The sequence below is a fragment of the Flavobacterium sp. MR2016-29 genome (assembly GCF_015350695.1).
Taxonomy (GTDB): domain Bacteria; phylum Bacteroidota; class Bacteroidia; order Flavobacteriales; family Flavobacteriaceae; genus Flavobacterium.
In genome coordinates, this window is the sequence record NZ_JADKPU010000008.1 from 173,121 (window position 1) to 196,907 (window position 23,787).

A 23,787-nucleotide genomic window follows, 5' to 3' on the forward strand; every position below is an offset into this window, starting at 1 on the left:
TACAAATTTACGCCTGTTATAGTCCTGCATCGATTAACCTAGATTAAGAAATAAAAAGCCGTTAAATTTTTATCAGTCAAACAATAACCAAATAATATTCCATTTAACTTAAAGTATTGTAAGTTAATGATTTAATGTTAAAGTATTGTCTTTGTGACTACGATATATCGTAATTTTATTATCCCAACCTGTTTTATTTAGAAAATCGATAGCAATTTAGTTAGGGCTATTTCTTAAATTTACCCTGTTACCAAATACCACACGAATTATTATTTATGGAAAAGCCGACAGATCAAACTGCAGTTTTAATGAACCGGCTGCAGGAAAGAGAAAGAGAACAAATGCTGATTATGTCAATTTGCACCGCTCTCTCTCAGGCTTTAACAAAAGAAGAATTTGATCATGTAGTTAGCGGTGTTTTAAAAGACAAATTTTCTTTTGATGATTTTATTCTGGCTTCCGCCGATGAGAATGAAACCGAATACCATATTTTCTATCAATTTTTACAGAAAGATTCGAAGTTAAAAAATCTAACTATTAAAGATGGTTTTTTTGATTTATGTATGGATTCGGCTGATACGGTTGTTTTTGATCTTAATGCTTTAAACGGAAAAAAAATTCCAGAACCTATTAATTTACCAAACAATAAAGGTTTTAAAAACGGAATAGGAATTTGCCTTCCTTATATTAAAGGAAACAGAAATGTACTTTTTCTTTTCTTCAAAAATGCTAAAACGTTCAGCAGGGAATCTAACCGAATTATTAGAGGAATTGCGATGCAGCTTTCTATTACGGTAAGAAATATTATTTTGACCCAAGAATATGAAAGTAAGATTGATGTACTTTCAAAATCGAAAATTAATCCGCCAGAAGAAAATGAAGCACCTATAATTAAAAACGAAGGTTTTCATGGAATTGTAGGAAACAGCGATGCCATGCAGAATGTTTACGAATTGATTTCGCAGGTTGCTTCTTCGCAATCTACCGTTTTGATTTCTGGAGAAACAGGAACGGGAAAAGAACTCGTAGCAAGCGCCATTCATAATTTATCATCGGTTTCGAATAAAAAAATGGTAAAAGTAAATTGCGCTTCGATTCCGGAGAATCTGATTGAAAGTGAATTATTCGGACATGAAAAAGGAGCTTTTACCGGCGCCTTAGAAACCAGAATTGGGAAATTTGAACAAGCCGAAAACAGCACCATTTTTTTAGATGAAATAGGAGAGATGCCTTTAGAACTGCAAGGAAAACTGTTGCGTGTGCTCCAAGAAAAAGAAATAGAAAGAATTGGCGGCAAAAACACGATAAAAGTAAATGTTCGAGTAATTGCGGCAACCAACAGATTACTAGAAAAAGAAGTTGCCGAATGCCGATTTAGAAGTGATTTGTATTACCGATTGAATGTTTTTCCGATTCCGCTTCCGCCTTTGCGTGAACGTGCAGAAGATATTGAAGTTTTAGGGAATTTTTTCCTGGAAAAACATTCGAATAAAATCAATAAAAAGATAAAAGGTTTTTCTAAAAAAGTATTGAACAGCATGACGGCAAATGCATGGCCGGGAAATGTTCGCGAGCTGGAAAATATGGTCGAAAGAAGTATTTTGTTTGCAAAAGACGAAACGATCAAAGAAATGAGTTTTCCTGTGATTTTTAAAACCGAATCTACAGCTTCTGAAAATGAATTTTACATTAAAACTTTACAGGAAATAGAGAAGGAGCACATTTTAAAAGTCGTTAAAAAATGCAACGGAAGAATTTCTGGTCCGCAAGGTGCAGCAGTTTTATTGGACTTACCCGGAACAACACTAATTTCTAAAATGCAGAAATTAGGGATCAAAAAAAAGCATTTTTAGATTCATTTACTCGTGAATCATTTTTATTTTTCCAGAAGAAACTGCCCAGAAAACCAATAAAAGCATGCTGATCGCCAAAGCAATTGTCGGATATTGAAATGAAATTCCGAATGCAATTAAGTAAGTCGGCAATCCATATAAGTAATTGTTTCGGATTTTAATTATTGCCGAATTTGTGATTTCAGGACGTAAAAGTTTCTTGTTGTGGCTTGCAATAAACCATAATAAATTATACGAAACATTAATTAGCACAAATATTCCCGTATAAATCGCCACAGCAATATTCGATGCTTCTCCGTCAAAAAATCGTGCTAATAAAGCCGTAGGATATGAAACTGCCGTTACCAGAAAAAGAATCAATCCGTTTGCAAACATTATAGCTGTATTACGGCTGTAAATCTGTTTGAAAATCTTATGATGATTGACCCACATTATAAAAATGCTGAAAAACGAAAGCGTAAAGGCAAGATACGTTGTCCATTCACCTTTTAGAAAAGATAGTAGTTCAGTTCCGTTTTTTATAGTAGCAGCACTTGGAGCATGAAGATCCAGCACCAAAAGCGTAATTGCAATCGCAAATACGGCATCGCTGAAATTTTCTATTCTTACGGTTTCTTTTTCCATTTTATTTTTTTTATTTTAACCGCAAAGCACGCAAGGATTTTAGACAATCCTGGAGTTATAAATAATCTATTCTCATTTTATGTCATTTCGACGAAGGAGAAATCACACACGGTAATCGACAAAGATTGGAGAAATACTTTGTAGAGTCTCAAGTGTGATTTCTCCTTCGTCGAAATGACAAACTTAACGGTTAATAAGAAAAACCTTTGCGTGCTTTGCGGTTAAATCCGTATGCAATTATAATTTTATAAATATTGATTTTCGAAGTTTCGGCTCCAAATTCTTTGTTTTATGTCCTTTTCCTTTGGTGTCTTCAACTAACAAAATTGACCCGGTTTCAAAGCTTCTTTTTTCTCCTAATGAGGTTTCGATTTCTACACCGCCATCCAGTAAAACAATATATTGTCGGTCTGGCGCATTATGAAAATCATAATCGTAAGAAGGTAAGACTTCTCTAAAAACAATTGATCTTACAGGTTCATCATCAGATAAAAATCCGATGTCGCCGTTGTTTTTCAATGGAACTTCGAAGTCTTCAAAATGACTTTCTCCATTTGCATCGCTGAAAACTTTAGTGATCTGAATCATTATTTTGTAAAAATAAGTTGGTTGACCAAATCAACTTCGTCCTGACTTATGGTGTGTCCCATATTGTCGTAGATTTTTTTGGTAACATTTGCACCCATTTTTTTAAGCAGTGCTTCAGATTCATTTACTCTTTCAACAGGAACATGAAAATCAGGATCGCTTGTGCCGATGAAAATTGGAGTGTTTTCGAAATTTCCTGAGTAATGATCTTCGTAAACTTTATCGCCGATAAGTCCGCCGGTAAAAGCAACAACGCCACCGTATTTTGCAGCATTTCTGGCTGTAAATTCTAAGGCAAGACAAGCTCCCTGCGAAAACCCAAGGAAATAAATATTCTCTTTTTCAATTCCGTTTTGCTGGATGGCAACAACAACCTGATGAATTGCATCTAATGATTTTGAAAATGAAGGCTCGTTCTCTTCAAGCGGTACCAAAAAAGAATACGGATACCACGTTCTGTTTTCTGCCTGTGGTGCAACCAATGCAAAATTTTCGACATTTAGATGTTTTGCAATGGAGAGAATATCATGAGCACCTGCACCGCGACCGTGAATCATAATTAAGGCTTTTTTAGCTTGATCTAAGGGTTTACCGTCTGTTATAATTTCTGTATTCATAAGTTTTTTTTAATTGTTGTGTGTAGTTATTTTTTCTCGCAGATTTTGGAGATTTTGGGGATTTTTTAATTCGTTATTCTATTGATTCGTGGAGTCAAATAAAGTATTTACCCCAATCTTGTCATTTCGATCCCGAGGCTTCGGGAGAGAAATCGCACGCGAAACTCCGCAATCTAAATCGCCAATATTTGTAGAGTTTCTTGTGTCATTTCGACGAAGGGAGAAATCACACGCGAAACTCCGTAATCCAAATCGCTAATCTTTGTCGAGCTACGTGTGTGATTTCTCCCTTCGGTCGAAATGACAAACTTTGACGACAAACTATGCCGACAAATTTGAATCCAAACTATGGCGACAAATTTGAATCCCAACTTTTTAAAAATTATTTATCTCTTCCAAATATCCTGATATTCATCCGGATGTCTTTTGAACTGCGCATGAACATAAGGACAAAGCGCTATAACCATCATATTATTAGCACGAACATACGAAACCATTTCTTCGAGAAGTTTTTTGGCGTAGCCTTTTCCTTCCGCTTCTGGTTCAACTCCTGTGTGGTAAACAGTTAGAACATCATCTTTGATGCTTACTGTCATTTCGCCAAGCTTTTTATCATCAACATAAAGATTAAAAGCGCCGTGTTTTTTTTCGTCTAATTCTAATTTTATTGTTTCCATATCTTTTTAATTATATCCTTGTTTTATATCTAATTTTTTCATTTTCGAATACAAAGTCTGCGGTTGTATTTTTAGCAATTCTGCCGCGCCGCCCGGACCAGAAACTTTTCCGCCACAAATTTGAAGCGCATTCATAATATGCTCTTTTTCCATTTCTTCCATCGATTTCATTTTCCCGCTATTTACTTCTAACGGTTTTGCATTATTTAGTGGAAGATCAAATTTTTCGATTTCATTTGTTTTGGCCAACAGTACATTTCTTTCGATTAAATGTTCTAATTCTCGAATATTTCCAGGCCAGTCATATTGCATTAATTGTTCTAGAGCCGTTGCACTGATACTGCTTACATTTTTACGGGAACTTGTTGCGTATTTTTTCAGAAAATAATTGGCCAATGCCTCAATATCTTCTTTGCGTTCTTTTAATGTTGGAAGCTGAATCGGAAAAACATTTAAACGATAATACAAATCAAGTCTAAAACGGCCTTCTGCAACTTCTTTTTCCAATGATCTATTCGTTGCGGCAACTATACGAACATTGATTTTAATCGTTTTATTGCCGCCAAGTCTTTGGATTTCTTTTTCCTGTAAAACACGCAATAATTTTACCTGAGAATCGAGTGGAAGCTCTCCAATTTCATCCAGAAAAATGGTGCCGTCATTCGCTTGTTCAAACTTTCCGATTCGTTGCGAATTGGCTCCGGTAAAAGCACCTTTTTCATGTCCAAATAATTCTGATTCGATCAAAGAATGTGGCAGCGCCGCACAATTGACAATTACAATAGCATTTGATTTGTGCGCCGAAAGATCGTGTATAGAATGTGCTACTCTTTCTTTTCCGGTACCGCTTTCTCCGAGAATCAAAACTGAAGTTTCGGCTGGAGCTACAATTTTTATTTTTTCTATAACTTCTTGTAAAAGAATACTTTTTCCAATGATTCCCTCAATTTCTTGGTTTTGAGTATCATTTGGAATTTCTGCTAAAGTTCCGTTTTCCTGACCAAATCTGTATTTGGCAATATCAAGCATCACAATAAGATCTCTCTCTCGAAACGGTTTTACCATAAAGCCGTAAGGATGAGTTGCTTTGACAGCTTCTAGGGTCGATTGATTCGTATTGGCAGAAATATAGAGAAACGGCAATTGCATTTCACGAAGTTCCCAAGCCAGGTCAATTCCGGTAAGATCGCCTTTTAGCATAATATCCAGTAAAACCCAGTCGGGCCTTTTTGTCTCGATCAATTTACGGGCTTGAACCACAGAAGAAGCAATTCCGGTTATTTCATAACCAGCCTTTACCAACATGATTTTTAGATCATTTGCTACTATAAATTCATCTTCAACAATTAGAATTTTCTCCTTCATCACCATAAGTTATATTATTTGAGAATTTTCAGTTGATCCTTCAAATTCTGTATTTCGTGTAAATGTAATTTTGATGCTCAATCCGTTATCGTTTTTCATATCAAAAGTTCCATCAATCTGATCGGTTAATCCCATCATTAAATTCATTCCCAACGAGTTTCTTTCTGTATCTTCAAAATTCTCAGGAAGACCTACACCGTTGTCGGCAATTACCAATTGATAATTATTTTCGCCGATATTTTTAAGTTCAATATGCACATCTCCTTTTTTGTCAAGTGGAAAAGCATATTTTATGGCATTGTTAATGGCTTCATTTATAATTAATCCAAGCGGAACTGCTTGCGCTACATCAAGATATACTTTTTCTGTGTCCAGAACAAAATTGATTTTTTTATCAGTATCAAAACATTCTCTCATATAAGTGATGAGCTCATAAATATACCATGACATATCAATATTAGCCAGATTATCAGATTGATATAATTTTTGATGAATCAGCGACATCGCATGCATTCTGTGCTGGCTGTTTTGAATTGCCATTAAAGCATCTTCATTATCCAAATAAGCCGATTGAGTGTTCAATAAACTAATCACAATCTGAAGATTATTCTTTACACGATGATGGATTTCCTTCAAAAGCCATTCTTTTTCAAGCAGCATCTTTTTGTTCAGTTCGTTCTGCTCATTAATCTGCTGACGCTGCATTTCCAATTCTTCATTCTTTTTCTTTTTAGACCTGAAACTATTGTATAAAAATGCCAGAAAAAGTACCAAAACGACAACACTTCCAATAAAAACGTAACGGATAATCTGATCGTTATGAATTTTTATTTCCTGTAATTTTCCTTGCTGTGTAAGCAGTTTGATGTTTTTGTCTTTTTTTTCTGTTTCAAATTGAAGCTGTAATGCGGCAGATTGTTTCAGTTTTTCTACATTAAAAATAGAATCTCTTAAAAGTTGATGCTTCTGCAAATGTTTTATAGCCGACTCGTATTTTTTGCTCGCGTGATCAGACTGAAAAGACAAAAGTTCGATTTGTGAATACAAAATAAGCTTATCCGATTTTTTAGCAAATTCTTTGAATTTTTCGATATAAGCATACGTTTTTTCGACCTGACCAGACTGTTGCAAATAAATGATAATTGCTGTCAGTTTATACGCAAGACCCGCATCAGATTCCTTATAATCTTTTAGTATCTGCTCGTAGTAAGGCTTTGCATTGTCAAGTTGTTTGAGCATGGAATAACAAACTACAAATATAAAGCGCTGTCTTACTTTCGTTATTTCATCGTTTGGAGGATAATCTTTGGCAGTTCGTTTTAGCGTGCGTAATGCTTTTGGATAATTTTTCTGCTGACAATATAATGAAGCCAGATTATAGCTTATAGTATTGATATCACTTGTGTTTTTATTTTCTAATGCAATATTTAAAGCTTTTTCAAAATTAGAAAATGCCAAATCATATTTGAGAAGATCATAATATGCAAGCGCAAGATGATTGTAAATGGTGCACAGCTGATAGCTCGTATCATGAACTTCTTCGGCTGTTTTTTCTGCCATAAGAGCATATTGCAGTGATAGTTGCGTATTTTGTAAAATTCCGTAATTGTCAGACATTAAGGTGTAAACTCCCTGAAGACCTTTGAAACCAATAGCTTTATAAACTGCAACTGCATTTTCTAAAAGCACTAATGCTTTTTGATTTTCTTCTATGCTTCCGTAATAATCGGCAAGATCTTTTAAGGCATCAGCTTGTTTCTTGTAAGCTTTACTTTTTTTGTAAAGCGGCACTGCAATTTCAAGATATTTTATTTTGGCTTCTGTATCTTCTTTTTCATAACCTTTGTAAGCGCAAAGTTCCCTGTAAGCATCTGCTTTTACAACTAATAAATTGTTTTTTTCAGAATAGGCGAGTGCTTCATTGGTTTTCTTTAATCCGTTTTTTGAATCTCCTTTTTCTCTGTAAATCTGACCTTCCAATAGAATGGCTTTTCCTTTTCCGAGTTTATATCCTAAAGTATTACTTAACTTTTTTGCTTCAAAATTTAAATTATTGGCACTGTCAAGATCAGCTTTAAGTTCACCCGGTTTAGTAAGATAATAAGAGCTTAAGGTCAAAAGTAATTCTACTTTCTGACTGTCACTTTCTGCTGCATCAATTTTCTTTTTTAATTGATCAGGATCTTCTTTGGACTGTGCCATTCCGTTAAGGGAAACAAATAAAAAGAAAGACACTGTACATAAGATGCACAGGCGGTATTTGGCAGAAATAAAAGGGATAAAATTCATTTTTTAAAGATAATATATTATCAGAAATCCGCAACTTTACAGCCACCTTTGTTTACTATTCACGATGGTAGAGGTAACATATTATCATGGCAATTCCAGGCAGAATCAAAGTGCCTAATCCGAAAAATTTTCCGGCAACGGCTCCTAAAAAACATCCCACAAGAAACCCAATTATAGTAACTAATTGTTTCTTAAAGCTTAATAGTACCTCAGCATCTTTTAACCCGTTTTTTAATAAATTTCCCAAATCAAGAGAAGCTTGTGTTACATTACCTGTCATCATGGTTGTAGGCCCGTGTGTTTCTTTGGCATACAATTTTCCAAAAGCATTCTGAAGTCCCATTGCAAAAACGGTTGTCATCGCAACAGCATACATTGCCCATTCTGAAAAGATTTCGAAATAACCGAAAACGTACGAGGCAATACCGCTTAAAAATAATATTACGCCTTCCCAAAACAAGATTGTATAATGATTTATGCTTTTTAAAGCAATTCTTCCACCCACAATAACGGCTAAAATAAAAACAGGAAAAGTCAATAATTTCACCCACGCATGAAGATCAGAACCTTTGACGATTTGATAAGCGAAAACAATAAAGTTACCTGTAACGTGTGCTGAAAATATCGAATCTGCTGCGACAAAAGTTACGGTATCACAATAACCTGCTATCATGGTGAGAAGCAGGGTAACGTACCAAATATTTTTTTGTATTTCCATAATTTTTAGTTCAAGTGAGCGCGAAGCATCCACGCCATTTTTTCGTGATTTTCTAAAAGTCCTGTGATATAATCGCTGGTTCCGGCATCGTGAAGTTCTGCAGCAAAATTGTTAATATTTTCACGTAAGTGTATCAAGATGCTTTCATGATCCAAAAGCAATTCTTTGATGTACCCTGTGCTGTCGTTTTTTTCTCTTGATTCTTCTGTAAGATGTGTCAGCGCTAAAAATTCTTTTAAAGTTCCCGGCGCATAATGTCCTAACGTTCTAATTCTTTCTGCAATGGTGTCGACAATTTCGTCAAGCGCTTCATATTGCTGTTCGAAGAAAAGGTGTTTGTTGTAAAAATCCGGACCTTCTACATTCCAGTGTGCTTTTTTTGTTTTGGTATAAAGTACAAATTCGTCAGCCAAAACTTTAGTTAAAACCTCAACTACTTTTGAGATGCTTTCTTGTTTAATTCCGATGTTTGCTTTCATTTTAAATTAGGTTTAATAAATATTGTTAGTGATAATTATAAATAAATCAAACACATAGAAACATAGATTTTCTTTCCTTTTGAAAAAGTATACAAAAAGAAACTAGTTTCTCACACATAGATATATGTTTGTTTAAACAAAGTAAAATACCTTTTTATACGTCTAAAAAATCTATGTCTCTATGTGTTTAAAATTAATTGTTCATAATGCTTAATAAATAATAATCAAGTGAATATGTTCCTGCTCCAAGCGCAAGAATTAGTAATAGTGATAAAGTATACATGTAAGGAACATCGCGTACTTCGAGTGAATCTTTCCTGTGCACCACAAAATATCCTACGGCTGTAACGCCAATTGTAGGCAGTACAACAAGTCGGGTTCCGATACCCAGAATAATAAGAAACGGAACTACAGTATCAGAAAAAGTGGCCACTAATCCGTTTAATTTTTCAGGCAGATGAAGCGGATTCGGAACATGTTCTCTTTGTCCGTTTTCAACTCTAAATTTCTTCATTCCGTGAACTCTAAAAAGCTCTACCGCAAGTAATACTCTAAAAACTAAAAGTGCAGTATTATTGAAAGATGTTCCTAAATCTGAATAAAGGATTTGTTTTATAATTTCTATCATTTTTTTAAATTTAAAAAGCAAAGCAAGAACACCCAAGAGCGCCCCAAAATGCATTATAATTATTTACAGGAACGTTGCTCATTCTGGCAATATCGTGGCTGTGAGCGTGAACATCACAACTGCCGCTGCAACTGTGTATCTGCGAAGTCAGGCTTGGTTTTGCATCTGCTTTTGCATTTTTTTCAATCGCACTCTGGAAATTACTTTTACTTGGATAACCGTTGTAAATATTCGTTGGCGACCAATCCGGCAAAATCGGAATATGCGGCGGCGAAAAGGATGAAAAATCACCATTGGCATAGACAATTTTTCCGTCGACAATCGTCAAATCGGCTTCGATTTTTTTAATGTCTTCATCAGCAACAGTAAAATAGTCACTGTCGAGCACAACTAAATCGGCAAACATTCCTTTTCTGATATCTCCTTTTTTAGCCTGTTCCTGCGAAAACCAGGCACTTCCTCTGGTGTATAATTCCAGAGCCGTTTCTCTGCTTAATCTGCTTTCATTGTACAATTGCAGACCTCCAACGGTTTTTCCAACTGTCATCCAATACATGGAAACCCACGGATTGTAACTGCTCACTCTGGTTGCATCAGAACCTCCGCCAACGGGAACTTCCATTTCGAGCATCTTTTTAATTGGAGGTGTACTTTCGGCTGCTTTTGCACCGTATCGATCTGTGAAATATTCACCTTGATAGGCCATTCTGCTTTGTACCGCAATTCCTCCACCTAAATTTTTGACACGCTCAATATTGCGTTCGTCAATCGTTTCGGCATGGTCAAATATCCACGGCAGTCCGTTAAACGGAATTTCCTGATTGATTTTTTCAAAAACATTTAAAAATCTTGTAATGCTTTCGTTATAAGTCGCGTGAAGTCGAAAAGGCCAGCGATTTTCTACCAAAAGACGGACAACTTTTTCCAGTTCTGCTTCCATGTTTTCAGGAAGATCAGGTCTTGGCTGCAGAAAATCTTCAAAATCTGCCGCAGAAAAAACTAACATTTCACCCGCACCGTTATGTCGGTACATATCATCGCCCTGATATAATTTTACCGTATCAATCCAATCTTCAAAATCTTCAAATTCGTGTTTTGGTTTTTGGGTAAAAAGATTATAAGCGATTCTAACTGTTAATTGTTTTTTCTCATTCAATTCATTAACGACTTTATAATCGTCTGGAAAATTTTGAAATCCGCCTCCTGCATCGATAACACTTGTGATTCCGAAACGGTTCAACTCTTTCATGAAATGACGTGTCGAATTGATCTGATGCTCATAAGAAAGCGTTGGGCCTTTTGCTAAAGTCGAATACAAAATCATTGCATTTGGAGTCGCAATGATAAGTCCGGTTGGTTCGCCTTTAGAATCTCTTTCAATTTGCCCTCCGGGAGGCGCTGGTGTATTTTTAGTATAACCAACGGCTTTTAATGCCGCTCTATTCATAATCGCTCTGTCATACAAATGCAGAATGAAAACTGGAGTATCGGGAGCAATGGCGTTGATTTCTTCTAAAGTCGGCATTCTGCGTTCTGCAAACTGAAATTCAGACCAGCCGCCAACCACACGAACCCATTGCGGATTTGGTGTACGATCAACTTGCTCTTTTAACATTCTAAGTGCATCAGCTAAAGAAGGAACTCCATCCCATCGTAATTCCAAATTATAATTTAAACCGCCTCGAATAAGGTGAATGTGAGAATCGTTGATTCCCGGAACAACTCTTTTATTGTGAAGGTCAATTATTTTGGTTTCTGCAGATGCAAATTCCATTACACTGCTGTCATTTCCAACTCCAATAAATTTTCCGTCTTTGATCGCTACAGCTGTAATATTTGGCGTTTCCGCATTGAAACTATGAATTTTACCGTTGAATAAAATTAGATCTGCTTTCATAATTATTTGGCGTTAAGTTTAGCAATCGCTTCTTTAATTCCTTCGCCTGCAACACTATAAAAAGCAGGTCCGGCAAGCAGAATAATTTTAGTTAAAGGCTTGTAATCGGCTAATTTTTTCTCTTTTAAATAGGTCTGCGTTCTGTAAGCTTCAAAAGAGCCTAAAACTACATTTGTTGCTACTAAAGCTGTTGGCGAATCAATTCCGGCATCTTTAATATCACTTGCAAAAGAATAATTAGAAACTCCCAAACGTAAAGCTTCACGCATTGCAGTGCTTCCCACGCTGATCATTAAATCTGGCGTAAATTTATTGCGGTCCCCAAGACCGATAAGCAATAATTGTTTAGAAGCCAAAGTACCTTTTGGAGGTGTAATCAATAAAGTTTCAAGTGAATGTCCTGCAAATTTTCCGCTTTTGCGTAATTCGGTAATAATCCCTTTTAAAGCGTCGTCTAAATGCACCATTCCGTTTAGGTTTGCAGGAAGGGCAGGAGGGTTGAAGATGTCACCTTCGGTATATTCAAAAACGCAGGCAACTTGTAATTCTGCTTCTGCTGCAGATGGTCCCTGAACCAATCCGTTTACGGCAACTTCGTCTACTTTACCCCAAGTAGTAGTCGAGCCAAGAGCAGCCATTTGTGCAAAAGCAGTATTTGCAAATAATATTGTGATAAAGAGAGTTAGAGTAGAATTTCTAAATCTGTATTTTGAAAGAATGGATATGTTTTTCATGGCTTTTGTTTTAATTGTAAAAAATATTTAAACACATAGGGACATAGGTTTTATATGCTGTTATGAATAAAAAAGAATATAAAAAGAAACAAGTTTGTCACACATAGTCCCGAAGCTTCGGGATTTACTGATGTAAGTGAAATGCCTTTTTTAAAGTATAGAATCTATGTTTCTATGTGTTTAAATTTAATTGTGTTGTTAAAATTTAAATCCAAGTCTGGCATTAAAAAAAACGCCGTCTTTCGAATTTGGAATGATATCGTCGATAAAAGCACCAGTTTTAAAATATTGGATACCGCTTACGACTGAAATATATTTGTTTACGCTGTAAGTAAAATTGGCAAGATAAGCAGTCCCGATATATTGCTCTTCTGATGAACTTCCTGGAAGATTCAGCGAACCGCTTGGTCTGTAAACACCGTCCTGCAGTGAATATCTCCAGTTAAAAACCACATCGACCTGCATCTTTAGCTGTGGCAGTAAATCCATTGTGGCGTAAGGATGAATGTCGATAAGGTTTACCGGACCAACCTGCGGGCTGAAACCAAAGTATCCTCCTTTTGGATACAACGGATTGAACGTCTGCAGACTTCCATCGCCTTTGTTTTTATCTCCTGAAATATAATCATTTCGAAGGTTGATCGTTGGCTTAAATTTCACGTTTTCAAAAGAGTAGCCAATGTCAATTGATCCTGTCCAGGCATTTATGTTTCCCGAACCAAAAGTTCCAAATTGATAGGCTGCTTCCAGATTGTAGATAAATCCGCCGCCGTATTTCCAAAATCTTGTTCCAATGGTGTGTCGTCTTTCTGGTGCAATTCCTTCTTCAAAAAGTGATTCGTCTCTTCTGATTCCGAGATAATATAAATCCAGATTTCCTGCTTTTGGGAATATTATTTTAGAATAAGCTCCCCAGAGATTCAGCTGTTTCGACATTTTGTTATCAAAAGCTCCCGTATAAATCGTGTCAGCCATCATAGCAAATCCGTCAATGGAGAATCGGGAAGAAGTGTACATTACTTTTCCACCCGTAAAATAAAGTCTCGCATTTGGACCTTCTCTTACCGAAATTAATCTTCCGGAACCATAATCCAATTCTTGTCTTCCGGCGCGAATGGTCAGTTTTTTATCTTCTTTCTGATATAAATTCACATCTAAAAAAAGATTCTGAACATTCAGCTGATCTTCGTCAATGCCACGCGGCCCGTTAATTCGTCCGTCCTGCAAGGCACTTCTCAATTGAGCAAATACTCTAAAGGTTTTTCCTAAATGAATATCGGCTCCAAGATCATAACGCTGTAATAAAAAGTTGTTGTGACCAATATTTAACCTTCCCCAATCTTCATTATTGAAATCGACATATTCATATCGGGCTTCTCCTCCAAGAGAGATATAAAAATCTTTCTCTTTGTTTAACGGAATGAACTTTAAATTCTCATAAAAGTTTCTAGTCGAGTCTTTTAGAAATTCGTAGTTTTCATCATAACGCAAAAGTTTAAAATTCTGTGCCGATGCAAAGCTTCCAATCAAAAGAAAAGAAAGGACAATGGTCTTAAAGTTTAGCGATATGAATTTTGATGATTTCAAAATAATGAAGCGTAAAAGGTTTGTATTTATTTAAGGTTTCAGTTCCGAAGCTTCGGGATCAGGTTGAAATGAATTAGTGTTTCACCATGTTGTGTGCGTAATGAATACCTAAACCGTAAGAACCACCGTGTTTTTTCATTAAGTTCGTCACCGGAATATAGGTTTCCTGACGCGCCCAGTCTCTTTGCAATTCTAATAAATATTGGATAGAAGTTATAGGCTGCACACCAACCTGAATCATTCTTTGAATCGCACGTTCATGAGCTTCGTCGCTTACGTCTCCACAGGCATCTGTAATTACATACACTTCGTAACCTTCTTCAATTGCTGAAAGTGCTGGTCCAACGATACAAACGCCTGTCCATAATCCGGCAAGAACTATTTTTTTCTTGTTTGTTCCTGTAATAGCTTTATAAGCATTTTCATCTTCCCAGGTATTCATTGTAGTACGGTCAATATATCCTGAAGTTGCGATTGGGTAAAACTCCTCAACTTCTGGGAAAACAGGTCCGGAAAAACTCTCTTCTGCAACTGTAGTAACTATAGTTGGTACATTAAAGATTTTTGATGCTCCAGAAATAATGGCAACGTTATTACGCAATTCGCTTAATGCAATACTGTTAGTTGCAAATGCCATTTGCCCTTCAAAGTCAATTAATACTAATGCGTGATTGTCTGGTGATAATAAGTTTACTGATGGTTTCATAAAATCGTTATTTTTAATATTATTAATTATACCAACAAAATGCCAAATTTATAAATGCTTGTTTTGTTGGTGTTTATGGTTTAAAGCGATACGTTTTACTTACGATATTTCGTGAATTTATTATCGTATTATGAAAATTATCGGGAATGTGTTGAAAGTTTTTTTATCATTTCTGTCGAAATAGAATCGGCATAAATTCCAAACGCACTTGTCAAAACACCTTTTATGCTATAAATCTCAGATACAATTCCGTAAACTATATCTTCATCTCCTGGATCTGTATCTCCTTCAAAACGAAATAGATATTCAATTTTAAATTCTTCCGGAGACATTGTTTGTGTGTTATTATTATAACGGATACAATTTTCATCAAGATTAAAGTTTTCCGTAAAACCTTGATCGTTTAACCATTGTAAAGCCTCGGTAACTGTATCAAAAGCGGGTTGTTGAAATGAATTCATAATTGGAAGAGATTAACTGCCCGCAAAACACGGGCAGTTGTGATTACTTTTTAGGACTATATGCTTATGCTTTAATAAAGTCTAAAATGTCTTTATTAATTGTGTCTGCTTCTGTAGTTGGCATACCATGAGGAAAACCTGGATAAGAAATCAATTTTCCGTTTTTCAAAAGTTTTGCAGCTCTTGGTGCCTGACCAAAAGGAACGATTTGATCATCTTCTCCATGCAAAACCAAAACAGGAATATCTAAACTTTTAAGATCTTCAGTAAAATCTGATTCAGAAAACGCTTTTATTCCTTCATAATGAGCTAATACTGAACCCATCATTCCCTGACGCCACCAGTTGTGCTTAATTCCTTCTTTAACCGTTTGACCTTCGCGGTTCCATCCGTAAAACGGAATAGGGAAATCATAAAAATATTGTGCTCTGTTAAATCCTGTACCTTGTCTGATTTCGTCAAAAATTGCTAAAGGCACACCTTCTGGATTTGATTCGTTTTTAATCATAATTGGCGTTACAGCGCTAATAATAACTGCTTTTGCAACACGTTCTTTACCGTATTTTGCAGCATAGCGAATTACTTCACCGCCACCAGTTGAATGCCCTACGTGAATAGCATTTTTTAAATCAAGCGCAGCTGTCAATTCAGCAATGTCAGATGCATATGTTTCCATATTGTTTCCTTCTGAAGTTTGGCTAGAGCGACCATGACCGCGTCTGTCGTGTGCAATAACTCTGTATCCTTGTTTTAGGAAAAACATCATTTGTGCATCCCAATCATCACTTGATAATGGCCATCCGTGGTGAAAAACTATTGGCTGTCCTGTTCCAAAATCTTTGTAAAAAATTTCTGTTCCGTCTTGTGTTTTAAATGTGCTCATTTTTTTATGGTTTTAGATTATTAAATTTAGAAATGAATAGTTGTTGTTATTTTCTTTTACAAACTTAGATTAAGTTCGAAAGTCTGTCGATTAACCTAGATTAAGAAAAGACTTAATTTTATTAATCTGCTTGGTTTTCATTGGTGGTTTCATGGTTACAATTTTTATTAATGTTGATGCCAAACAATAGCCAAACAATATGCCTTAAGTGTTAACTGTTTGATTTTAAGATAAATATACTATTTTTAAAGATGTTTTAATTTACGATATTTCGTAATTTTATTAGTCTCTTGTCTGTTTTGTATGCAGTAAGGCGATTTTATTGCATGAAAAGGCAAATGGAAAAATCCATATAATGTAGTTTAGAAAAAAACCAGACGCGAAAAGAAGAATCTATTTTTGATTATTTTGTTTATGACAAAAGAAATAATTTAGTGATGGCATCAGGCACAAAACTTTATAACATATGAGCTAACATCTTTATAAAATAGGATAAAAAGGAAAAATTATAAGCGAGCTGGATAAATCAAGATTATGTTTTTCAGTTATGATAATCAAGTTATGATCACAAAAATGTCATACATAAATAGATTATAGTTGATGGTACAACTGCGTGATGTTTTGCATGTAGAAAAGCGCAGCTTTCAGAATGATAGCTTACTTAAAGCAATATTATAAATCTAAGATTGCAAATGTATGATTACAGATCAGATTTGTCTTTCTGATTAAAATCCATGTCATTGCGTTCTTTAGTATTGGTATTATTTAATAAATCTTCATCATCCCATTTAAGAGCATTGCTTTTCTTAAAACTTGGACAACTATTATAATCATTTATAATTGTTATAGAATCATATAAAGAAGAAGGTTTTAAATTATGTTTTCCCAACTTTGCATTTTTACTGTGAAAATCCTTATCATGCCGATTGTGATTTTCTTTTCCTTCACAATTCATAATCGTTATTTTTAGGGGTATTTTCTTATTCAGTATAAATATAAAATAGGTTATTAAAATTATTTTACATTTATCTCTTACACAATTATATAGTCTTCATGTGTTAGCTGTTATTAGCTCAATTTTTATGTTATTTTATACATAAATACTTTTGGTTTAGAAAATTCATCTTTACTATTATTCTATTAACATTTTAAATTTAACAATTGAGTACTATATTTTAGAAAAACGATTTTGTTTTAGATAAATTATATTCGTTTATTTTTACTCAATTGCCTGTATTTGTTGATATTTTTTATTTTTAATGTTAAAAAACATATTTACATCTAAAAAAAAGTACTAAAACGTTTTTGTAAATCGTTTTATTAAATATATATTTGTTTTAACAAATTAACTAAGTTTTAATATAAACTTAACATTTCTATGATAAAAAAGATCACGATCAAAGACATAGCGAAAGCTGCAAATGTATCTATTACTACAGTTTCGTTTGTTTTGAATGATAAAGGAAAGGAGAAAGGTATAAGCAAAGAAGTGATCAAGAAAGTTTTTAAGGTTAGTGAAGAAATGAAGTTCAAACCCAATATGATGGCCAGCAGTTTAAGAACTGGTAAAACAAGATCTATTGGTCTTATTGTGGAAGATATTTCAAATCAGTTTTTTTCTGATTTGGCAAAAGTGATTGAAAGAGAAGCAATCGATTTAAATTACAGAGTGTTTTATTGTAGTACAGGAGGAAATAATGAACGTGCGATTGAATTAGTGAATAGTTTACTACAGGCAAATGTTGATGGTTTTATTATTACGCCTACTGAAGGTATGAAAGCAACTATCGATCGATTATTGGAACTTCAATGTCCAGTTGTCTTAGTTGATAGATATTTTGAGGGTCAGGAAGTTAGTCATGTAGTACTTGATAATTTTGAAGGAGGCGAAACTGCTGCTCGTTATTTTTTGAAGAAAGGATTCAAAAAAATTGCATTTGTTACTAATTCATCTCAATTGATTCAGATGAATTTTAGAAAACAAGGATATAGTAAGGCATTGAGAGATGTGGGCTTGTACGATGATTCTAGAATTCTAGAATTAGAATATGATATTACGGAAGAAGAAAGAATAGAAAAAATTTCAGATTTTTTGATCCTCAACCCTAAAATTGATGCTATTTTGTTTGGTGCTAACTATTTGTTGCTTGCTGGTTTACAATCATTAAGGAGATTAGGGCATAGTATTCCTGCTGACAAAGCTGTAATTAGTTTTGATGATCATGACAGTTTTAGGCTGCATTCTCCTTCTATAACTGTTTTGTCTCAGCCAATCGAACAAATTGGAAAAAAGACTGTAAGACTATTGATGAAGCAAATGACTGACGGAAGTAATTATGAGATTATCAAGGAAAAGAAAAAGGGAAGCCTAACGATAAGAGAATCGGTTTAAAAAATAGGCCTTTTTTTAGAATTATTTACTAAAACGATTTAGTACAAAAAAAACTCAGAGTAATTAGATAAATACTAAATAAATAAATACCGCTTATGATATAAATAAATAGAGATGTTGACCAAGAAACTTAATTATTACCGAGATTCTGAGAGAGAAGCTGGTAATAAAAAAATTAAAGGTTTTAGTATTCAATATTTTTCTTTAAATCAGAAACTTTTAATTAAACACAAACAAAATCAAAACAAATCAAACCAAATTAATATTAATTATGAAAAAACTGCTATATCAATCATTGTTAGTTTTTCTAACGGTATTTTGTTACCAGGGAGTTAATGCACAAGACAAGATAATTTCCGGAACAATTACAGATAATGCAAATATGCCTGTGCCATTTGCCATTATAAAGGAAAAAGGAACAAAAGCACAAACGAATAGTGATGAAAATGGGGATTTTAAAATTTCAGTAAATGAAGGCGCTACAATCATCATTAGTTCGATAGGATTTAAAACAATAGAAATAAAAGCTGTTGATGGATTAAAAGTTAAGTTGTCAACTGATACTAACGAGCTTGATGGTGTTACCGTTACGGCTTTAGGACAATCTAAAAAGAACAAATCAATTGGTTATGCTACAAGTATCATCAAATCTGATGCGATAACAAAAACGGCTTCGCCAACAATTGCAAATTCTTTATATGGTAAAGCGCCAGGAGTACGTGTTTCTTCAACTCCAGGTGGAGCGGGAGCGATCAACATACAGATTCGTGGATTAAACTCTATCACTGGTAAAAATCAGCCTCTGATAGTTTTAGATGGTGTGCCTATTCGTGATGGTGAGGTGAATAATAATGATTACTGGAATGCACCACGTGTTAAAAGTAATGGATTAGCTGATATTAACCCTGAAGATATTGAGAATATCTCTATTCTTAAAGGAGCTTCTGCTGCTGCATTATATGGTTCTGAAGCTGTAAATGGTGTTGTATTGATTACTTCTAAATCTGGAAAAGGCAAAAAAGGTTTAGGCGTTGATTTCAGTACAAGTTACTCTAACAATTCAATTGCATTTTTACCAAGATTTCAATACGAAAGAGGTCCAGGTTATTCTAATCCAGCGTATTCTACTTCTGCATTTTTAGCTCCAGACGGTTTTGCTCATTATGACACAAACGGAGATGGAATTGCTGATACGAGAGGAGTTTCTAACGGAAGTTCTAACTTCGGAATGTGGTTTGACGGTCAGCCTATTATGTCTTGGGATGGAGTAGTGCGTCCGTATTCAGCTCAAAAAGATGGATATAAAAATTTATTCCAAAATGCTTGGGACGGAACAACTAACATAGCACTTTCTAACAATACAGAAAATGCAAGTGTTCGTTTTTCATATACACATACGGAATCTGAAGGATTGAGTATGGGTAATAATAACAAAAAAAATACCTTCAATTTAAATACATCATTTAAAACAGGTAAAAATTCTAAAACTGATGTTATAGTAAGTTATATGAATCAAAATATTCATAACCGTACTTATGCTATGGATCGTTTAATCAATAATTTTACAGGAATGCTTAGTCCATTTGATAATGGAGATTGGTATAAAGCTAAATACCAAACAAGTTTAGGATACAAATATGTTACAGGTACCAATCAAAGTTTAACTCCAAACGAAAACATTATACGTAATGGTTTCAAAGCAGATATTGGTGACTATTTCTGGAATATTAACGCAAATCAACAAGACGAGATCACAAATCGTTTGATTGCAAGTCTTACTGAAACGCTTACTCTTACTAAAGATTTAACATTACGTGGGCGTGTGTCTACCGATTTAACTTCAGTAAATACAGAATCTAGAAATCCGGTTGAAAAACCTTTAATTTACGGATTTGGACCTGGTTCTTATTTAATAGATTCTCAAGATTATAATATTCTTTACGGTGATTTATTGTTGACTTACAATAAAAAAATCACAGAAGATTTTAGTTTAAATGCTCTTCTTGGTTATTCAGGATCAGATGAAACAGGTAAAATGTTATCTCGCTCAACAAATGGCGGTTTAAGTGTTGAAGGATGGTACGATATGAATTCATCTGTAAATACTCCAACGAGTACTTCTTCAAAATATGAAATAGTAAAAGATGCCGTTTTTGGAACTTTAAACGCAAGCTTTAGAAACTATTTATTTGTTGAAGGAACTATCAGAAGAGACAGAACTTCTACAATGAACCCAAATAATAATGCATTTACGTACCCATCTGTAAATTCAAGTTTTGTATTGTCAGATGCAGTTCAATTGCCAGAATTTATCAGTTATGCAAAAATGCGTGGTTCTTGGGGTATTGTAGGTAATTATCCAGATCGTTATGCAGCCAACATTGCATTCTCACAAACTTCGTTAGGAACTCAAGGAACTACAACTCCAGTATTGATTACTACTTCTCCAACAAAATATGGAAATGAGGGAATCAAACCTGAAATGAAAACGGAGTATGAATTTGGTTTTGAAACTAAATTCTTCGACAGAAGACTTGGTTTAGATTTCTCTTATTATAATGCAACAGTTAAAGATCAAATCCTTGATTTGACTTTAGCGCCAACTACCGGAGCAACTTCTATTTTAGCGAACGTAGGTGAATTAAGTAATCAAGGGTTTGAAGTTGCTTTTACAGCTTCTCCTTTTAGAACAGAAGATTTTTCTTGGGATGTAACTTTAAACTGGGCAAAAAACATAAACAAAATTGTAAAATTAGCTAACGGTGCAACTGAATTATTGCATGCTGATTATGATGGTTCTGCAGCTCAATTGAAATCAGTAGTTGGAGATCCGATGGGAGGTATTTATGCACACCCTGTTAAGACAGATGCTGAAGGTAATAAAATGGTAGATTCTGATGGATTTTATATGATTGATGGAGACAAATGGGAAAAATACGGAACAGCTACACCAAAAGGTGTGGGAGGTTTGATCAACTCATTTACTTATAAAAGTTTGACATTAGATGTAAACATTGATTATTCTTACGGAGGTTATTTAATGCCAACTGGAGTTAACTGGATGAAATCTAGAGGTTTGACAGAAGAAACTTTGAACTTTAGTACTAATGAGCGTGGTGGTTTAACGTACTACAAAGATGCTAACGGTCAAGGAGTTCAAGTTCCTAATAGTTCTACTTCAGGACCAGGAGGTCAAACATTATACCGTGATGGTATGATAATGGATGGTGTAACTTCAAGTGGTGCAACAAATACAAATGTTATCTCTCAGGCAGGTTACTATAATATGACTTACAACTGGGGTGGACCTCAGTACAGCAGTTCACGTTATGATTTGTATATTCAAAAAAATAACTACGTTAAAGTAAGAGAAATATCATTAGCATATAATATGCCAGCTGTCTGGGCGAGTAAAATTGGAGCATCTAAATTAAGTTTTTCTGTTTTTGGACGTAATCTATTTTATATCTACAGAACTATTAAAGATATGGATGCAGAGGCAACAACTTCAGGATCAAGATGGTCTCAAAACGTTAACAATGCAGGTTTAACTCCAGCAACTAGAAGTTTTGGTGCAATGCTAAGAGCATCTTTCTAATTTTATAAGTTATAATTAAAAAAACAACAACATGAAAAAATTATTATATATATCATTAGTGGCAGCAGCTGGTTTCTTCGGCTCTTGCTCGCAAGGTGATTTCGAAGATGCATACAAAGATCCGTCTACAGTAACAACGACAACTGTACCGAAACAGTTTGCAGGTTTTATGAAAATTAACTTTGAGGATGTAATTCCATCTTATTGGAATTATTATACTGTTATAAGATCAACTTCTTTAACTTATACACAGGCTCATGGATTTACCAACATAACGGGACGCTATATTCCAGGACCTGCGGTAAATGACAGATGGAAAAGATATTACAATTTCATTACTCAATATAGAGAACTTGAAAAAGTGATGGCTTCTTTGTCTGCAGCAGAACAGACAGAAAATAGAATCTATACTATTACTTCAACTATTTATCTGTATGATCATACTGAAAAAATGGTGGATAACTTTGGAGATATTCCTTTCTCTCAAGCGGGTAAAATTAGTTCAACAGGAGGTAATTATGCTAATGCAGCTGCTAAGTATGATAACCAAACAGAGCTTTATATCAAAATGTTGGATGAATTGAAAGCGTTCTCTACTGAATTGAATTCGATTGCTTTGTCTCCAAAGGTAGATTTGGAATTTAAAAATCAAGATTTGATCAATAAAGGAGATCTAGTAAGCTGGAAAAACTATTGCAATTCTTTGCGTTTGAGAATTTTAAACAGAGTTTCTGCGGTTCCTTCGTTGGCTTCTAGAGCAAATACTGAAATTGCTGAAATCATTGCTGAAGCTAAAATTGTAGACGAAAACTCAGAAAATATTGCATTTAAAGTTTATACTCAAGATATTGATTTGGATAGTGCAGGTTTTATAGATGCTTTAGAAGGTGCTAACAATAATGTTGCTCCAAAACCAATGATTGACCACATGAATGCCAATGGCGACCCTCGTGAAGCTTGGTTGTTCGAAAAAGGACAAACAGCAACAGTTTTTACAGGACTTGACCCAACGCTGACTTCAGGTGTTCAAGATCAATTAATAGTTGATGGTAAAATTGCAATCTACAACAGATCTGTAATCAGCAGAAACAAATGGCTTCCAGGAACATTAATAAATGCTGCTGAAGTAAATTTGATTCTTGCAGAGTATTATTCAAGAAACGGAAATGGCACAACAGCTAAAACGTATTTCGAGAAAGCGATCAGACAATCAATTGAATATTATGTTAGATTAGGTGATAAAGCTGATGTACTTACTTGGAAACCAACTACAGAACCTACAACTGCAGAAATTGAGGCTTACATTCTTAAAATTAACTTTGCAGGAGCTGTAACTGCCGCTGCTCAATTAGAATTGATTGCTTTCCAAAAGTATATTCATTACAACATAATGCAGGCTGATGAATCTTGGGCAGAACAAAGAAGATTGAAACTTCCTGCTTTGGTATTCCAGGAAGATGAAACAAGTACGGTTAGAAAAACACCGCCAACGCGCTGGACATATCCAAATTCTGAAAGTGTTTATAATACTGATAATTATAATGCGGTTAAAGCAAATGATAATTTAAGTACTAAAATTTTCTGGGACGTAAAATAGTTAGTTTTTAATATTTTTGTTAGTACAAGTAAAACCCTTGATTGAGAATTTCTCAAATCAAGGGTTTTTGACAATATAGGAATAGCAGTTTTAC

General features: G+C 34.6%; 20 protein-coding genes. 4 read left to right on the forward strand and 16 right to left on the reverse strand.

What is annotated here, in order from left to right:
• Positions 1-275: 275 nt before the first annotated feature.
• Positions 276-1,853, forward strand: a complete 1,578-nt coding sequence (locus IR010_RS16785) for a sigma-54 interaction domain-containing protein (RefSeq protein ID WP_194605531.1) — start codon at positions 276-278, stop codon at positions 1,851-1,853.
• 6 nt (positions 1,854-1,859) lie between these two features.
• Here IR010_RS16785 and IR010_RS16790 read toward each other — a convergent pair whose 3' ends face one another.
• The 16 genes from IR010_RS16790 to IR010_RS16865 form a co-directional block, all read right to left on the reverse strand.
• Complete coding sequence (locus IR010_RS16790; RefSeq protein ID WP_194605533.1) at positions 1,860-2,477, reverse strand: TMEM175 family protein; 618 nt, start codon at positions 2,475-2,477, stop codon at positions 1,860-1,862.
• A 237-nt stretch (positions 2,478-2,714) separates the two neighbouring features.
• Positions 2,715-3,065 carry a hypothetical protein gene (locus IR010_RS16795; RefSeq protein ID WP_194569494.1) on the reverse strand — a complete coding sequence of 117 codons (351 nt, stop codon included), beginning with the start codon at positions 3,063-3,065 and terminating at the stop codon, positions 2,715-2,717.
• A complete protein-coding gene (locus tag IR010_RS16800) occupies positions 3,065-3,682 on the reverse strand; it encodes an alpha/beta hydrolase (RefSeq protein ID WP_029272479.1) in 618 nt (205 codons plus the stop codon). Before IR010_RS16800 ends, IR010_RS16795 begins: the two co-directional genes overlap by 1 nt.
• A 386-nt stretch (positions 3,683-4,068) precedes the next feature.
• Positions 4,069-4,359: a GNAT family N-acetyltransferase gene (locus tag IR010_RS16805; RefSeq protein WP_113678950.1), complete on the reverse strand. Its 291-nt coding sequence runs from the start codon at positions 4,357-4,359 to the stop codon at positions 4,069-4,071.
• Between the two features lie 6 nt (positions 4,360-4,365).
• Positions 4,366-5,724 carry a sigma-54-dependent transcriptional regulator gene (locus IR010_RS16810; protein WP_194569490.1) on the reverse strand — a complete coding sequence of 453 codons (1,359 nt, stop codon included), beginning with the start codon at positions 5,722-5,724 and terminating at the stop codon, positions 4,366-4,368.
• 9 nt (positions 5,725-5,733) lie between these two features.
• Positions 5,734-7,926 carry a histidine kinase dimerization/phosphoacceptor domain -containing protein gene (locus IR010_RS16815; protein WP_194605535.1) on the reverse strand — a complete coding sequence of 731 codons (2,193 nt, stop codon included), beginning with the start codon at positions 7,924-7,926 and terminating at the stop codon, positions 5,734-5,736.
• A gap of 142 nt (positions 7,927-8,068) precedes the next feature.
• A complete protein-coding gene (locus IR010_RS16820) occupies positions 8,069-8,731 on the reverse strand; it encodes a YoaK family protein (RefSeq protein ID WP_194605537.1) in 663 nt (220 codons plus the stop codon).
• A gap of 5 nt (positions 8,732-8,736) precedes the next feature.
• Positions 8,737-9,210, reverse strand: coding sequence for a Dps family protein (locus IR010_RS16825; RefSeq protein ID WP_194605539.1), 474 nt, complete (start codon positions 9,208-9,210; stop codon positions 8,737-8,739).
• A 193-nt stretch (positions 9,211-9,403) separates the two neighbouring features.
• Positions 9,404-9,838, reverse strand: coding sequence for a DoxX family protein (locus IR010_RS16830; RefSeq protein ID WP_194569481.1), 435 nt, complete (start codon positions 9,836-9,838; stop codon positions 9,404-9,406).
• Positions 9,839-9,848: 10 nt separating this feature from the next.
• Positions 9,849-11,735: an amidohydrolase gene (locus IR010_RS16835; RefSeq protein WP_194569479.1), complete on the reverse strand. Its 1,887-nt coding sequence runs from the start codon at positions 11,733-11,735 to the stop codon at positions 9,849-9,851.
• A gap of 2 nt (positions 11,736-11,737) precedes the next feature.
• Positions 11,738-12,469: a M17 family peptidase N-terminal domain-containing protein gene (locus IR010_RS16840; RefSeq protein WP_194569477.1), complete on the reverse strand. Its 732-nt coding sequence runs from the start codon at positions 12,467-12,469 to the stop codon at positions 11,738-11,740.
• Positions 12,470-12,667: 198 nt separating this feature from the next.
• Positions 12,668-14,056, reverse strand: coding sequence for an alginate export family protein (locus IR010_RS16845; protein WP_228515183.1), 1,389 nt, complete (start codon positions 14,054-14,056; stop codon positions 12,668-12,670).
• Positions 14,057-14,129: 73 nt separating this feature from the next.
• Positions 14,130-14,762 carry a hydrolase gene (locus IR010_RS16850; protein ID WP_194605541.1) on the reverse strand — a complete coding sequence of 211 codons (633 nt, stop codon included), beginning with the start codon at positions 14,760-14,762 and terminating at the stop codon, positions 14,130-14,132.
• A 137-nt stretch (positions 14,763-14,899) separates the two neighbouring features.
• Positions 14,900-15,223 carry a phosphoribosylpyrophosphate synthetase gene (locus tag IR010_RS16855; protein WP_194605543.1) on the reverse strand — a complete coding sequence of 108 codons (324 nt, stop codon included), beginning with the start codon at positions 15,221-15,223 and terminating at the stop codon, positions 14,900-14,902.
• Between the two features lie 64 nt (positions 15,224-15,287).
• The gene (locus IR010_RS16860) at positions 15,288-16,106 is read right to left on the reverse strand and encodes an alpha/beta fold hydrolase (protein WP_029272467.1); all 819 of its coding nucleotides are present in this window, start codon (positions 16,104-16,106) and stop codon (positions 15,288-15,290) included.
• Positions 16,107-16,806: 700 nt separating this feature from the next.
• Entirely contained in the window at positions 16,807-17,061 is a 255-nt protein-coding gene (locus IR010_RS16865; protein WP_194569473.1) for a hypothetical protein, read from the reverse strand.
• A 423-nt stretch (positions 17,062-17,484) separates the two neighbouring features.
• Here IR010_RS16865 and IR010_RS16870 point away from each other — a divergent pair, with 423 nt between their 5' ends.
• The 3 genes from IR010_RS16870 to IR010_RS16880 all read left to right on the forward strand — a co-directional run bounded on the left by IR010_RS16870 (position 17,485) and on the right by IR010_RS16880 (position 23,693).
• Positions 17,485-18,498, forward strand: coding sequence for a LacI family DNA-binding transcriptional regulator (locus IR010_RS16870; RefSeq protein ID WP_228515184.1), 1,014 nt, complete (start codon positions 17,485-17,487; stop codon positions 18,496-18,498).
• A 271-nt stretch (positions 18,499-18,769) separates the two neighbouring features.
• Positions 18,770-22,096, forward strand: coding sequence for a SusC/RagA family TonB-linked outer membrane protein (locus IR010_RS16875; protein ID WP_194569470.1), 3,327 nt, complete (start codon positions 18,770-18,772; stop codon positions 22,094-22,096).
• Positions 22,097-22,127: 31 nt separating this feature from the next.
• On the forward strand, positions 22,128-23,693 hold the full coding sequence (locus tag IR010_RS16880; protein ID WP_194569468.1) for a SusD/RagB family nutrient-binding outer membrane lipoprotein: 1,566 nt from the start codon (positions 22,128-22,130) through the stop codon (positions 23,691-23,693).
• The last annotated feature ends 94 nt before the right edge of the window (positions 23,694-23,787 follow it).